The 14,237-nt window shown below is 71.2% G+C and carries 14 protein-coding genes; 6 read left to right on the plus strand and 8 right to left on the minus strand.

Annotated features, from left to right (window positions below; translation table 11 throughout):
• Positions 1–2 precede the first annotated feature (2 nt).
• From AB4Z01_RS01240 to AB4Z01_RS01250, 3 genes are read right to left on the minus strand one after another with little or no spacing between them, the layout of a single operon-like run.
• Positions 3–989, minus strand: coding sequence for an ABC transporter permease (locus AB4Z01_RS01240; RefSeq protein WP_441689674.1), 987 nt, complete (start codon positions 987–989; stop codon positions 3–5).
• A complete protein-coding gene (locus AB4Z01_RS01245; protein ID WP_441689676.1) occupies positions 986–2,524 on the minus strand; it encodes a sugar ABC transporter ATP-binding protein in 1,539 nt (512 codons plus the stop codon). Before AB4Z01_RS01245 ends, AB4Z01_RS01240 begins: the two co-directional genes overlap by 4 nt.
• An 8-nt stretch (positions 2,525–2,532) precedes the next feature.
• The gene (locus tag AB4Z01_RS01250; protein WP_441689678.1) at positions 2,533–3,723 is read right to left on the minus strand and encodes a sugar ABC transporter substrate-binding protein; all 1,191 of its coding nucleotides are present in this window, start codon (positions 3,721–3,723) and stop codon (positions 2,533–2,535) included.
• A gap of 140 nt (positions 3,724–3,863) precedes the next feature.
• Between AB4Z01_RS01250 and AB4Z01_RS01255 the strand changes: the two genes are divergently transcribed.
• From AB4Z01_RS01255 to rhmD, 3 genes are read left to right on the plus strand one after another with little or no spacing between them, the layout of a single operon-like run.
• A complete protein-coding gene (locus AB4Z01_RS01255) occupies positions 3,864–5,069 on the plus strand; it encodes a mandelate racemase/muconate lactonizing enzyme family protein (protein ID WP_441689680.1) in 1,206 nt (401 codons plus the stop codon).
• Positions 5,070–5,083: 14 nt separating this feature from the next.
• Complete coding sequence (locus AB4Z01_RS01260; protein WP_441689682.1) at positions 5,084–5,839, plus strand: SDR family NAD(P)-dependent oxidoreductase; 756 nt, start codon at positions 5,084–5,086, stop codon at positions 5,837–5,839.
• A 28-nt stretch (positions 5,840–5,867) separates the two neighbouring features.
• Positions 5,868–7,058 (plus strand): L-rhamnonate dehydratase, encoded by a 1,191-nt coding sequence (gene rhmD, locus AB4Z01_RS01265; protein ID WP_441689684.1) that lies wholly within the window; start codon positions 5,868–5,870, stop codon positions 7,056–7,058.
• Positions 7,059–7,062: 4 nt separating this feature from the next.
• On the opposite strand, the gene AB4Z01_RS01270 is transcribed toward rhmD, so the two are convergent.
• Genes AB4Z01_RS01270 through AB4Z01_RS01290 form a run of 5 tightly spaced genes read right to left on the minus strand, consistent with a single transcriptional unit; the run spans position 7,063 to position 11,944 of the window.
• Positions 7,063–8,526 (minus strand): aldo/keto reductase, encoded by a 1,464-nt coding sequence (locus tag AB4Z01_RS01270; RefSeq protein WP_441689686.1) that lies wholly within the window; start codon positions 8,524–8,526, stop codon positions 7,063–7,065.
• Positions 8,510–9,505, minus strand: a complete 996-nt coding sequence (locus tag AB4Z01_RS01275) for a branched-chain amino acid ABC transporter permease (protein ID WP_441689687.1) — start codon at positions 9,503–9,505, stop codon at positions 8,510–8,512. The genes AB4Z01_RS01270 and AB4Z01_RS01275 overlap by 17 nt, the downstream gene beginning before the upstream one ends.
• Positions 9,502–10,413: a branched-chain amino acid ABC transporter permease gene (locus tag AB4Z01_RS01280; protein ID WP_441689688.1), complete on the minus strand. Its 912-nt coding sequence runs from the start codon at positions 10,411–10,413 to the stop codon at positions 9,502–9,504. The genes AB4Z01_RS01275 and AB4Z01_RS01280 overlap by 4 nt, the downstream gene beginning before the upstream one ends.
• Positions 10,410–11,147 (minus strand): ABC transporter ATP-binding protein, encoded by a 738-nt coding sequence (locus AB4Z01_RS01285; protein WP_441689690.1) that lies wholly within the window; start codon positions 11,145–11,147, stop codon positions 10,410–10,412. Before AB4Z01_RS01285 ends, AB4Z01_RS01280 begins: the two co-directional genes overlap by 4 nt.
• Complete coding sequence (locus tag AB4Z01_RS01290; protein ID WP_441689692.1) at positions 11,147–11,944, minus strand: ABC transporter ATP-binding protein; 798 nt, start codon at positions 11,942–11,944, stop codon at positions 11,147–11,149. Before AB4Z01_RS01290 ends, AB4Z01_RS01285 begins: the two co-directional genes overlap by 1 nt.
• A 158-nt stretch (positions 11,945–12,102) precedes the next feature.
• On the opposite strand from AB4Z01_RS01290, the gene AB4Z01_RS01295 reads away from it, so the two are divergent.
• The 3 genes from AB4Z01_RS01295 to AB4Z01_RS01305 are packed head-to-tail and all read left to right on the plus strand — an operon-like array spanning position 12,103 to position 14,213.
• Positions 12,103–12,813: a GntR family transcriptional regulator gene (locus AB4Z01_RS01295; RefSeq protein WP_441689694.1), complete on the plus strand. Its 711-nt coding sequence runs from the start codon at positions 12,103–12,105 to the stop codon at positions 12,811–12,813.
• Positions 12,806–13,153, plus strand: a complete 348-nt coding sequence (locus tag AB4Z01_RS01300; RefSeq protein WP_441689696.1) for a TIGR04076 family protein — start codon at positions 12,806–12,808, stop codon at positions 13,151–13,153. Before AB4Z01_RS01295 ends, AB4Z01_RS01300 begins: the two co-directional genes overlap by 8 nt.
• A gap of 7 nt (positions 13,154–13,160) precedes the next feature.
• On the plus strand, positions 13,161–14,213 hold the full coding sequence (locus AB4Z01_RS01305) for an aldo/keto reductase (RefSeq protein WP_441689698.1): 1,053 nt from the start codon (positions 13,161–13,163) through the stop codon (positions 14,211–14,213).
• The last annotated feature ends 24 nt before the right edge of the window (positions 14,214–14,237 follow it).

The following is a 14,237-nucleotide window of genomic DNA, read 5'->3' on the forward strand; positions in this document are numbered from 1 at the left end:
GATCAATCCCCCGCCGCGCGGCTGCGGATCTGGTCGAGGCTGACGGCGAGCAGCAGCACGATGCCGCGGGTCACGTCCTGCCAGAAGCTGGAGACGTCGAGCAGGGTCAGCCCGTTGTTCAGCGTGCCCAGGATCAGCACGGCCAGCAGCGTGCCCCAGACGCTGCCGCGGCCGCCGAACAGGCTGGTGCCGCCGAGGATGATGGCGGCGATCACGGTCAGCAGGTGCTTGCCCGCCGCGTCCGGCGCTGCCGCCCCCAGCATCGCCGCCAGCACCAGCCCGGCGACGGCGCCGCTGATGCCGGACAGGACATAGAGCGTGATCTGGGTGCGCGCCACCGGCACGCCAACCAGGCGGCTGGCCTCCGGATTGCCTCCCGAAGCATAGACGAAGCGGCCGAAGCGGGACTTCGCCAGCACCACCCACAGCGCGCCGTAGCACAGCAGCATCAGGATCAGCGGCACCGGGACGCCGAACAGCCGGCCGCTGCCGATCCAGTTGAAGCCGGGCACCATCAGCGGCCGGGTCAGCCCGCCGGTCATCACCAGGGCGCTGCCGGTGATGATGCTCATGGTCGCCAGGGTGACGATCAGCGGGTTCAGCCGCAGCCCGGTGGTGAAGATGCCGTTGACCAGGCCGATCGCGGCGCCGCACAGCACCGCCGCCACGGCCGCCACCCAGATGTCGAGGCCGAGCCCGTGCAGCAGCGCCAGCACCACCCCGGTCAGCCCGGCCACGGCGGCGACCGAGAGGTCGAGCCCGCCGGCGATGATCAGCGGCGTGCCGGTCGCCGCCATCAGCCCGATGAAGGCGACGTTGGAGCCGATGCTCATCATGTTGTTGAAGGACAGGAACCAGGGCGACAGCAGCGAGAAGGCGACCAGCAGCGCCACATAGAACAGCAGCAGCACCACCACGCCGGACCAGGACCGGCCGAGCGCACCACGGGCGAAGCCCCGGGAACGGCGGGGAGTGTCGATCGTCGTCATGCCCTCAGCTCCCCATTCTCCGCCACAGCCGGTCCGCCGGCCGCGGCCATCAGCTCCGCCGGCTCGCGGCCGCGCGAAAATTCCGCCACCGCCCGGCCGCGGTCGAGCACGATGGCGCGGTCGCACAGGCCCGCCACCTCCTCGACATCGGAGGACAGGACCAGGATCGCCCGGCCGGCATCGGCCAGCCGCCGCAGCTCGGCATAGATCTCGCGCCGGGCGCCGACATCGACGCCGCGGGTCGGCTCCTCCAGGATCAGCAGGCGCATGCCGTCGACCAGCCAGCGGGCGATGCAGACCTTCTGCTGGTTGCCGCCGGACAGGGTGCGCAGGCGCTGCTCGCTGCCCCGCGTGCGGATGCCGAGCTGATCGATCCAGCCTTCGGCGTGGCGCCGTTCCGCCGCCACATCCATGAACGGGCCGGCGCGGAAGCGCTCCAGGAACGGCAAAGCGATGTTCTCGCGCACCGTCAGCTCGGCGACGATGCCCTCGCGCTTGCGCTCCGCCGCGATGAAGCCGATGCCGGCGGCCTTGCCGGCCTGCGGATTGCGCGGCGCGTAGGGGGCGCCGCCGATCGCGACCCGCCGCGCCGCCACCGGCCCGAGCGCGCCGTAGAGCGCCCGGCCCAACGTCTCGACCCCGGACCCGACCAGGCCGAACAGGCCGACGATCTCGCCGGCCCGGACGGTCAGGTCGACATCCTCGATCTCGCCGGGGATGCGCAGCCCCTCCACCGCGAGCACGGCCTCGCCCGGCGGTGCCGCGGGGCCGGCGCCGTACAGGTCGTCGACCACGCCGCCCAGCATGGCGCGCAACACCTCGGCCGGCGTCGCCTCATGGGTGCGGAAGCTGCCGGCGTTGCGGCCGTCGCGCAGCACGGCGATGCGGTCGGAGACTTCGAACACCTCGGACAGGTAGTGCGAGATGTAGATCACCGCGACGCCCTGCGCCTTCAGCCGGCGGATGATGGCGAACAGCGTCGCCGCCTCCTGCTCGGTCAGCGACGCCGTCGGCTCGTCCATGATCAGCACCCGCGCCTTGCCGGCCAGGGCGCGGGCGATCTCGACGATCCGCTGCTCCGGCACGCTCAGGCCCTTGACCCGGGCGGCGGGGTCGATGCCGGGATAGCCCAGCTGCTGCAGCAGCTCCTCGGCCTGGCGGCGCATCGCCGCCGTGTCGACCACCCGGAAGCCGGGGCCGGCGCGCATCGGCAGGTCGCCGATGCAGATGTTCTCGGCCACGGTCATGTCCGGGATCACCGAGATCTCCTGCGGCAGCAGGCGCACCCCGGCGGCAACGGCCTGGCGTGGCTGGTCGAAGCTGACCTCGGCCCCGTCCAGCCGCACCGTGCCGGCATCGCGGCCGTAGCTGCCGGCCAGGATCTTCACCAGCGTCGACTTGCCGGCGCCGTTCGAGCCGAGCAGGGCCAGCACCTCCCCCGCCGCGACCGTCAGCTCGACCTCCCGCAGCACGTCGACGCCGCCGAAGGCCTTGCGGATGCCACGCATCTCGAGACGGGGGGCGGGAATCGCCATGCGGGGGGTCACTCCTTCGGGATCAGGGTCTCGTAGCCCTTCAGCTCCTCCAGCCCGCGCAGGGCGGCGAGGTGCCTGGCGAAGGCCTCCTGCGGGAATTTGTAGTCGAGGACCTTGGCGTCCTTGGCACAGGCCGCGTCCGGGTAGAACTCGCAGATGTTGGCTTTGGTCACCATGACGTGGTTGACCAGCACCGCCGGCGGCAGGGGCTTGTTGGCCAGGGTGGCCAGGGCGATCGGGATCAGGTAGTTGCCATAGCGCTCCGGGAAGTAGCCGACCGAGGCGACGAAGCGCGGCTCCTTCGCCAGGGTCTCGGTCTCGTCCGCGCCCATGCCGACAACGATGGTGTCGGCCTCGCGGCCCGCCTGCTGGGCGGCGCGCAGCATGCCGGTCGCCGCCTGGTCGTTGATCGCGGTCACCATGATCGGCACCCCGGCGGGGATGCGGCCGATCAGGTTGCTCATCTGCTGGAAGCTCTCCTGCAGCGTGTTCTTGGTGTCGATCTTGAGGATGTGGTCGGCCGGGAAATTCGGCAGTTCGGCCTGGAAGCCGGCGACCTGGCCGCCGGTGCGCATCGCCGGGATGGCGCCGGATTGCGGCAGCTCGCCGACCACGAGATAGCCCTGCGCCACCTTGTCGGCGCCGTATTCGGCGACCGCGGCCTGGGCCAGGTAGGAGCCGCCCATGAAGCCGGAGCGCGGGTTGTTGGCGCCGAAGAAGGTGGCGTTCGGCATCGGGATGTCGATCGCCGCCACCTTGATGCCGGCAGTGTCGAACTGGTTCATCACCGCCGGGCCGAAATTCACGTCGGTCTGGAATTCGATGACGAAGTCGGCGTTGCGGCGGACGAAGCTCTCGGCATTGGCCAGGGCGGTCGGCCCGTCCAGCCGGTTGTCGGCGACCGTGAGCTCGACCCCCGCGGCGTCGGCATTGGCCTTGATGCCGCCCTCGACCTTCACCCCGAAGGAGATGTCGCGCTGCAGGTTGGCGAAGCCGATGACGTAGCCGGAGCCGTTGCGCGGCGGCGTCGCCGCCTTGGCGTCGGCCACCATGGCCTTGAGCTGGTCGGCCGACAGCATGGCGCCGGAGAAGGACCCCGGGTCGAAGCCGTGGAAATCCTGGGCCCATGCCGTGGCGCCGGTGGCAAGCAGGGCAATGGCGGCGATGGCGAGACCCCGGAAGCGGTGCGCGCGGATCATCCCTTTCCTCCCTCATATCCGGTCCACTGGTAAATTGGACAGGCCAATTCTTTTGAGGCATCGTAATGTCGGTTCCGCCGTCCTGGCAAGGGGGTGGAAAGGGCGAGCCGCCGAAGCGGCCGCCGGTGGGAGGAGGAAGCATGCGCATCCAGGGCATCACCCCGATCGTGCTGCGCTATCCGGAGCCGAACGACCACGGCAATATCCGGCACACCGTGCTGCTGCGGCTGGAGGCCGAGGGGGGGCTGACCGGCTGGGGCGAATGCATCGCCATGTGGCCCGAGGCCTGCCGCGCCGTCGCCGCGCTGGTCCAGGGCGGCCTGGCCGATGTGGTCGCCGGCATGGATGTGCGCGAGCCCGAGGCGGTGTGGCAGGCGCTGAAGCGGCATACATGGTGGTACGGCGAAGCTGGCCTGGCCACCATGGCGCTGGCCGGCATCGACATGGCGGTGTGGGACGCCTGCGGCAAGGCGGCCGGGCTGCCGCTGTGGCGCCTGTTCGGCGGCCGGGTCCATGAGGCGCTGCCGGCGATCGCCAGCATGCATGTCAACCGCGCCACGATCGAGGAGGGCGCGGCCGAGGTGGCGGGCCACATTGCCCGTGGCTTCAAGGGCGCCAAGCTGGGCTTCGGCAAGCGCGGCCTGTCGCGGGTCGGCCACGACCCAGACCACGATGTCGGCTATGTCCCCGCGGTGCGCCAGGTCGCCGGCTTCGGCAAGCGCAGCCTGTCGCGGGTCAACCCGGATCACGATGTCGATTACGTCCGCGCGGTGCGCCAGGCCGCCGGCCCGGCCGCCCGGCTGATGGTCGATATCGGCAACGGCGTGCGCTGGGACGCCGCAACCGCGATCGCCACCATCCGCCGCTTCGAGGCCTTCGATATCGACTGGGTCGAGGAGCCGCTGCATCCCGACGACCTGGACGGCCTGGCCCGGCTGCGTGCCGCCGTCGCCACCCGGATCGCCACGGGCGAGCGGGAATGGACCGTGGCCGGCTATGCCCGGCTGATTCGCACCGGGCTGGTCGATGTGCTCGGCGTCGATCCCGCCCGGGCCGAGGGCATCACCGGCTTCCGCAAGGTGGCGGCCCTGGCCGAGGCGGCGCGCATCGCCGTCAACGCCCATGCCTGGAGCACGGCGGTGACCAGCGCCGCCAGCCTGCATCTGTCGGTCGCCAGCCCGGCGGCGCGGCTGTTCGAGCTGAAGCCGCTGGAGAACCCGATGCAGCACGAGCTGGTCGACATGCCGATCTGGCACACGGACGGGCTGGTGCGGCCGCCCGAGGGCCCCGGCCTGGGCGTCGAGCCACGCCCTGCCTGCATCGAGAAATACCGGCTGCCGCTGTGACGGGGACACCGGAGATGACCGACGATCTGGGCCTGGCGGGGCGCATCGCCATCGTCACCGGCGCGGCCAGCGGCATCGGCCGGGCGACGGCGCCGCTGCTGGCCCGGCTGGGCTGCGTCGTCACCGCCGCCGACCGCGACGCCGACGGAGTGTCCGAGACCGCGCGGCACGGGACGGACGGCCGGATCGCGCCGGCGGTGTTCGACCTGGCCGATCCCGCGGCCTGCCGGGAGTTGGTCGAGACCACCGCCCAGGCTTATGGCCGACTGGACATCCTGGTGAACGCGGCGGCGCTGATGATCCGGCAGCCGATCGACGAGGTCGGCGACGACGCCATCGACCGGCAGATGCGGGTCAACCTCGCCGGCCCGTTCCATCTGTGCCGCGCCGCCCATGCCGCGATGGCGCCGCAGGGCCGCGGCCGGATCGTGCTGTTCGCCAGCCAGGGCGCCCATACCGGCGGCTATGTCGGCTCCGCCATCTACGCCGCGACCAAGGCCGGGGTGATCGCGCTGGCCAAGTCCTTCGCCCGGGCCTGGGCGCCGGAGGGGATCACGGTCAATGTCGTGTCGCCGGGCGCCGCCGACACACCGATGCTGCATGACGGCGTGGCCCCCGACGTGCTGGCCCGGTTCCTGGCCACCATCCCGCTCGGCCGCGCCGCGACGCCGGAGGAGGTGGCGCGCTGCGTCGCCTTCCTGGCCAGCGACTGGGCCGGTTACGTCACCGGCCACACGCTCGACGTCAATGGCGGCCAGCTGATGCGCTAGCCGTTCCCGCCACCCTCCGGACACCATCATGACCGCACCGCGCATCGCCGACATCCGCACCCATCTGATCGAAGGCACCGGGGACGGCGGCGACTATCACCGCCAGAAGGGCGGCCACTGGATCATCGACTCGCTGATCGCCAACCCGATGTCGGGCTATGCGCCCTACAAGGCGTCGCGGCTGAGCTGGGGCATCGACGTGCTGGGCTCGATCCTGGTCGAGATCGAGGACGACCAGGGCCGGGTCGGCTTCGCCACCGGCTTCGGCGGCCCGCCGGCCTGCTGGCTGATCGAGAAGCATTTCCAGCGCTTCCTGGTCGGCGCCGACCCGCGCGACCTGAACCTGCTGTGGGACCAGATGTTCCGCGCCAGCATGTTCTACGGCCGCAAGGGCCTGCCCCTGGCCACGATCAGCGTGGTCGACCTGGCGCTGTGGGACCTGGTCGGCAAGATCCGGCAGGAGCCGGTGTACAAGCTGATCGGCGGCCGGACCAAGCCGGAGCTGAGCTTCTACTGCACCGGGCCCCTGCCCGCGGAGGCCAAGCGCATGGGCTTCTGGGGCGGCAAGGTGCCGCTGCCGCACGGCCCCGCCGACGGCCGCCAGGGGGTGCGGACCAACCGCGAATTCCTGGCCGGGCATCGCGCCGCCGTGGGCCCGGACTTCCCGCTGATGGTCGACTGCTACATGGCGCTGGACGTGCCTTACACGGTCGAGTTGGCCACCGCCTGCGCCGATCTCGGCATCCATTGGTGGGAGGAGGTGCTGCACCCCGACGACGTCGAGGGCTACGGYCTGCTGAAGCGGGCCCTGCCCGCCACGCGCTTCACCACCGGCGAGCACGAATATTCCCGCTACGGCTTCCGCCGGCTGATCGAGGGGCGGACCATCGACATCCTGCAGCCGGATGTGATGTGGGCCGGCGGCCTGACCGAGCTGCTGCGCATCGCCGCCCATGCCGCCGCCTATGACATCCCCGTGGTGCCGCATGGCAGCGGGCCCTACAGCTATCACTACGTCATGTCGCAGCCGAACGCGCCGTTCTGCGAATATGTGGCGAACAGCCCGGACGGACGCAGCGTGCGGCCGGTGTTCGGCAGCCTGTTCCGGAACGAGCCGGTGCCGCAGGACGGCCGGCTGGACGTCTCCGACGCCCCCGGCTTCGGGCTGGAGCTCAACCCGGACGCCCCGCTGAGACGGTTCGACGCGTCCGTGTTCTGACCCGCTACGAAACGACCGCCTCGACCTCGATCTCGACCTCGTAGTCGCCGACCAGGGCACCGGCCTCGACCAGGGTGTTGGCCGGCTTGATCGCGCCGAAGACCCGGCCATGGGCGCGCGACACCGGCTCCCATTTCGACGCGTCGCGCAGATAGATGCGGCTGCGCACGACGTCCTCCATCGATCCGCCGAGCGCGGTGATCGAGGCGGCGATCTTGTCGAGGATGTAGGTGGCCTGCGCCCCCGGGTCGCCCGGCGCGACGCAGCGGTCGCCGCCATGGGTGGCGGTGGTGCCGGAGACGCGGATGGTGTCCTTCACCCGGACGGCGCGGCTGTAGCCGGCGATCGGCTCCCACACGCTGCCGGAGGAGACCCGCAGCCGGTCCGGCCGGCCGGGCACCGGCTCGGCCGTGAAGATCGACGGGATGGCGGCGAGATGGTGGCTGAGATCGCCCGACGCGGTCAGGTAGGGCGGGCGGCGGTATTCGTCGCCGCAATCGCCGGGGATCGGCGTGGCCGCGGCGAAGGCGTCGTCGAGCCGCCCGCGGTCCTCGGCATCGAGCGTGAAGCCGAAAGCCTTCAGATTGTCGTCGCGGTGCTCGCTCTCGCCCAGCCTTGCGCCGATGATGGCGGCGGCGACCGCCTCATGCTCCAGCACCCACCGGGTCGCGACGTTGGAGAGGGAGACGCCGTGCTTGGCCGCGATCTCGGCGGCGGCCCGCAGGATCCCCTGGAAGATATTCCAGCCGCCGGCCGCATCGATGAAGCGCTTGTATTTCGAGCGGCTCCAATCCGGCATCGCCGCAGGCTCGGGCCGGCCCAGCCATTTGTCCGATAGAAAGCCGCCGCACAGCGTGCCGTAGGCCAGCAGCTTCACGCCCTTCGCCCGGCACAGCTCGGACAGGGCGCCGGCGGCGCGGCGATCGACCAGGGAGAACGACACCTGGTTGGTCAGCACCGGCACGCCGTCGGCCAGCGCCACGGCCAGATGCGCGGCGTCGAAATTGGTAACGCCGATCGCGCCGATCAGCCCCTCCTGCCGCAGCCGTGCCATCTCATGCAGTGCGTCGAGCCAGGCCGGATGCTCGAAGGTCCACCAGTGGAACTGCAGCAGATCGACCCGGTCGACGCCCAGCCGGTCGAGCCGGTCCTGCACGCCGCGGCGGACCACCTCGGCGGTCATCGGCCCCGGCTCCGGGCACCATTTGGTGAAGGCAAGCGGCCGCCCCGGGCCCTTGCCGTGGCGGGCCAGCAGCCGGCCGGCGATCAGCTCGGCGCTGCCGTAATGGTCGGCCATGTCGAAGCTGTCGAAGCCGGCCCGGGCGTAGGCGTCGAGGGCGTCGGCGCCGCGCTCCGGGTCCAGAATCGTGCCGTCCTTCTCCAGGTCCGCCACCTGCCACAGGCCGCAGACCAGGCGGCTGATCGAGAGGCCGGGGCCGAGATCGATGCGCTCAGGGGTTGCCGGCACGAGACGTCTCCTTGGTGGTCCGGCGCGACAGCCGGCCGAGATGGCGCGACACCACCCGGTCCTCGCCCAGCATGCCGCGCGGGCGCAGCAGCAGGACGGCGCAGAGGGCGACGCCGATCATGACGATCTGCAGCGCGGCGGCGCGGGCCTGCTGGTCGGGCGGGAACAGGGCCGAGATGGCGCCGCCCGAGGCCGCCCACAGGCCCCAGACGAAGACCGCGCCCAGGATGGCGCCGCGGTTGTTGCCGGAGCCGCCGACGATCAGCATCGCCCAGACCTGGAAGGTCAGCCGCGGCAGGTAGTTGTCGGGCGCGATGAAGCCGATGAAATGCGCCTGCGCCGCGCCCGCCAGCCCCATGATGCCGCCGCCGATGGCGAAGGCCTGCAGCCGGAACGCCCGGGCATTCTTGCCCAGTGCCCGCGCGGCGGTCTCATCCTCGCGGATCGCCCGCAGCACCCGGCCCCACGGGCTGCGCACCAGCCGCTCCAGCGCGAGATAGAGGGCCAGGACGACCGCGGCGAGCACGCCGAGATTGGCCAGGCCGAACAGCAGCGGGTCGCTCGCCAGCTCGGCGAAGGGCCGCGGGATGAAGCCGATGCCGAACGGCCCGCCGGTCACCGGGATCAGGTTGAGGGCGCAGAGCTGCACGGTGACGGCGACGCCGAAGGTGGCGATGGCAAGGTAGTCGGCCCGCAGCCGGATGGTCAGCGCCCCGATCAGGAAGGAGATCAGGGCCGCGGCCAGCGCCCCACCGAGCCAGCCGACGACGATCGGCAGGCCGAAGCCGCCGAGGCGGTCGGGCGCGTCCGGCGTGGTCAGCAGCGCCGAGACATAGGCGCCGATCGCGACGAAGCCGGCGACGCCGACATTGAACAGCCCGGTCTGGCCCCATTGCAGGTTGAGGCCGAGGCACATCACCGCGTAGGTCAGCGCCATGGTCAGGAAGAAGCAGCCATAGGCGACCAGCTCGACGCTCATTCCGCCCTCCCGAACAGGCCCTGCGGGCGGACCAGCAGCACCAGCACCAGCACGACGAAGGCGATTGCGGCGCGCCATTCGCCGCCGACCAGCGGCACGGCCACCGCCTCGGCCAGGCCGACGACGAGGCCGGCCAGCATGGCGCCCGGCACGCTGCCGATGCCGCCCAGGATCGCCGCGGCGAACAGCGGCAGCAGCAGGTCGAGCCCCATCTGCGGCCGGATCTGGACCAGGAGCCCGGCGAAGATGCCGGCAACGGCGGCGAGCCCCGCCCCCATCAGCCAGACGGTGCGGACCACCTTGCGCACATCGATGCCGACGACGCCGGCCAACTGCGGATTCTCGCTGACCGCGCGCATGGCCCGGCCGGTCGCGGTGTGGGTCAGCATCAGATGCACGGCGAGGACGAGGATCGCGGCGACACCGAGCGACAGCAGCTGGTCGGGCGTGGCCCTGAGGCCGCCGCCGAGCGGCAGGGCGATCTGCAGCGCCTTGGTGTAGTAGGCCGGCTTCGAGGTGAAGATGAATTCGAGCAGGCTGCGCAGCGTCAGCGCCGCGCCGAAGCTGGCCATCACCAGGATGATGATGCTGCTGCGCTTGTCGCGCAGGCGGCCGAACAGCAGCCAGTCGACCAGCAGCGCCAGCCCGCCGGTGAACGCCACGGCGATCACCGCCGCGATCGGCAGCCCCCAGCCGAAGGAGAACGGGCCGATCGGTGTCAGCAGCCCGCCGGAGACGCTGCCGAGCGCGCCGGCGGCGGCCAGCGCGGCATAGGCGCCCCAGGACAAGAGCTCGCCATGCGCGAAATTGGCGAAGCGCAGGATCGAATAGGTCAGGGTCACGCCGATCGCGCCGAGCCCGATCATCGCGCCGGTGATCAACCCGTCTATCAGCACCTGCGGGCTCATGGCGCGGCCCCGTGGCGGCGGGCGCCGAGATAGAGCTCGGCCACGATCGGGTCGTCGGCGAGGCCGGCGGCCGGTCCCTCGTGGCGCACCTGCCCTTCGACCAGGATGACGGCGCGGTCGGCGATGGCCAGGGCCGCCTTCACGTTCTGCTCCACCAGCACGATGGTGACGCCCGCCCGGTTGATCGCCTGCAGCCGGGCGAAGACCTCGGCGACGATCTTCGGCGACAGGCCGGCCGAGGGCTCGTCCAGGATCAGCACCGACGGCTCGACCACCAGGGCGCGGGCCACCGCCAGCATCTGGCGCTGGCCGCCCGAGAGCTGCCCGGCCCGCAGCGACGGCCGCGCCGCGAGGTCGGGGAACATGGCGTAGAGATCGGCGATGCGCCGGGCGCGCCGGTCCTTCGACAGGATGTCGGCCGCGGCGCGCAGATTGTCGTGGATCGACAGCGTGGCGAAGATGTTCTCGGTCTGCGGCACGAAGGCCAGGCCGTGGCGAATCTTCTGATGCGCCGGCACGACGGTGATGTCCGTGGTCCCCAGCGACGCCGTGCCGGAATGGACCGGCACCAGCCCGGCGATCGCCTTGACCAGGGTCGATTTGCCGGCGCCGTTCGGCCCCAGCACCACCACCAGCTCCCCGCGCGCCACCTGGAAATCGACGCCGCGCACGATCGGCAGGTCGGGCTCGTAGCCGGCGACGAAGTCCCGGGTCGACAGGGCGGCGGCTTCCATCAGGCCACCCCGCCGAGATAGGCGTCGACCACGGCCGGGTTGCGCGCGATCTCTGCGGGCGCGCCTTCGGTCAGGTACCGGCCCCCGGCCATGACCACGACGCGGCCGCACAGCCGCGCCACCATCTCCATATTGTGCTCGATCAGCAGGATCGACTTGCCTTGCCGGTTGAGCTCGAGGATCCGGTCGATGATCAGCTCGAGCAGCGTCGGGTTGACCCCGGCGGCCGGCTCGTCGAGCAGGATCGCCTGCGGGTCGGCCATCAGCACCCGCGCCAGCTCCAGCAGCTTGCGCTGGCCGCCGGACAGCACGCGCGCCGGCTCGTGCTCGAGATGCGACAGGGTGACGAAGTCGAGCAGCGCCCGTGCCTTCGCCACCGCCGCCCGCTCCTCGGCGGCGACGCGGCCGGGCCGGACCAGGTTCAGCCAGATCCGCTCGCCCGCCTGGCGCTGGCCGCCGGTCAACACATTCTCCAGCACCGTCATCTCGGCGAAGGGGCGCGGGATTTGGAAGGTGCGGGCGACGCCATGGGCGATGCGCTGCTCCGGCCCCCGGCGCAACTCGCGGCCGGCGACCCGGATGGTGCCGGCGCTCGGCGCCAAGCTGCCGGCCAGCAGGTTGAACAGTGTGGTCTTGCCGGCGCCGTTGGGGCCGATCAGGCCCAGCATCTCGCCGCGCCCGAGCGCGATCGACATGCCGTCCACCGCGCGCAGGCCGCCGAACTGCTTGACCAGGTCGCGCCCCTCGATCACGGGCGCGCCGGCGAAAGCGTTCGGGGCATGTGCGGCTGGTTGCATCCGCCTCGGACCAATTTTGATCGGTGATGTTTGATCAAAGTTTACACGCGGCGGGTTGGCAAGTAGAAAATTGGGGGCAGCAGCAACCGACCACAGCCTGGAGGGCGGATGCCCGATCGGGACGAGCGACACAGGACGCCTTGCAGGGATCCGATCGCATGAGTCGGCGCCGCACGCTGTCGCCGGTCGGGCGCGAGACGCTGCACGACCGGGTCTATGCCGAGCTGCGCCGGTCGCTGATCCACGGCATGTTCGATGCCGGCGAGGTGCTGCGGATCGTCGAGCTTTCCGAGACGCTGCAGACCAGCACCATGCCGGTGCGCGAGGCGCTGGGCCGGCTGGTCTCCGAACAGGCGCTGGAGGCGCTGCCCAACCGGTCGGTGCGGGTGCCGCTGATCACCCGCGAGCGGCTGGACGACCTGGCCCGCGCCCGCTGCCTGATCGAGGGCCAGGTGACGGCGCTGGCGCTGCCCCACCTGTCGGCGGCGGATTTCGACCGGCTGCGGCAGCTGACGGTGGCGTGCGAAGCGGCGTTCCGCAGCGAGGATGCGGACAAGGCGCATCGGACGTCGGAGCTGAACCACGACTTCCATTTCGCCATCTACCGCGCCGCCGGGTCGGCCGTGCTGATCCCGATCGTCGAAAGCCTGTGGCTGCAATCCGGCCCCTATGTCCGTGCCGCGGCGCAGATCCATGACGAGCAGCGCGACATCCCGGCCACCCATTTCCACTGGGAGCTGATCGCGGCGCTGGAGCGCGGCGATGCCGGCGGGTCGACCCGGGCGCTGACCGACGACATCACCCGGTCCTTCCGCCTGATCCGCGGGCGACTCGACGCCGCGGATGCCGAGGAGAGAGCCTATGGCTGACGACAGCTTTGAGCTGTACGACCTGCGGGTCGAGGTGGTGGCGCCCGAGGGCGGGCCGATCTATTGCGGCGCCAAGGTCGGCGACCATTTCGAGTTGCGCGGCGAGATGCTGCATTTGCCGCCGGGCCAGGGCTTCTCGATCTACTCGCTGGCGGCGCTGCTGCCGCTGCTGCCGGCCAAGCAGCGCCCGACCCATGCCCATGACTGGATGACGACGGATTCCGAGGTCACCTGTCCCGACCCGAACTGCTCGTCGCGCTTCCGCATCACCCGGACCGGCCGGCGCCGGTTCAGCCATGCCGCGACCACGGCGGTGCCCCTGCCGCTCCAGGACGAGTGAGGCGACCATGCAGAGATTCCCGCTGGCCCCGGACTACGAGATCTCGCGCGTGATCCGCGGCGGCTGGCAGCTGTCGAGCGGCCACGGGGCGGTCCGCAGCGACGACCCGGTGGCCGACATGGTGGCCTTTGCCGATGCCGGCATCACCACCTTCGACTGCGCCGACATCTACACCGGGGTCGAGGAGATGATCGGCCGGTTCCGGCGGCAGTATCGCGACCTGCGCGGGGCGGAGGCGCTGGGCCGGATCAAGATCCACACCAAATACGTGCCGGACCTCGAGGTGCTGCCGCGGATCGCCAAGGCCGATGTCGAGGCCGTGATCGACCAGTCGCTGCGGCGGCTGGGGGTGGAGCGGCTGGACCTGGTGCAGTTCCACTGGTGGGATTACGACGCGCCGCGCTGGCGGGAGGCCGCGCTGTGGCTGGAGGAGTCGCACCGCGCCGGCAAGATCCACAAGATCGGCGGCACCAATTTCGACACCGACCACATGCTGGAGATCGTGCAGGCCGGGGTGCCGCTCGCCACCATGCAGGTGCAGTATTCGCTGCTCGACCGTCGGCCGGAGCGGCGGATGACCCGGGCTGCGGCCGAGCACAACGTCTCCTTCCTGTGCTACGGCACCGTCGCCGGCGGCTTCCTGGGCGACCGCTGGCTCGGCGCGGCGGAGCCGGCGGTGGAGGCGCTGGAGAACCGGTCGCTGGTCAAATACAAGCTGATCATCGACGATTTCGGCGGCTGGGACCTGTTCCAGGCTCTGCTGCAGGCGCTGCGCCAGGTCGCCGATCGGCACGGCACCGACATCGCCACGGTGGCCAGCAGCGCCATGCTCGGTCGGCCGGGCGTAGCGGCGGTGATCGTCGGCGCCCGCAACCGCGACCACCTCGCGGCCAACCTGGCCATCTCCGGCCTCGCCTTGACCGAGGAGGACCATGCCCTGATCGCCGAGGCGCTGGCGGGGGCGCGGGAGATCGAGGGCGACGTCTTCACCCTGGAACGCGACCGCCACGGCCGGCACGGCGCGGTGATGAAGTACAATCTGAACAAGGGTGCCGCCTGACATTCACCAAACAACGGCCGGCAG

The sequence above is a fragment of the Inquilinus sp. YAF38 genome (assembly GCF_052113205.1).
Classification (GTDB): domain Bacteria; phylum Pseudomonadota; class Alphaproteobacteria; order DSM-16000; family Inquilinaceae; genus Inquilinus.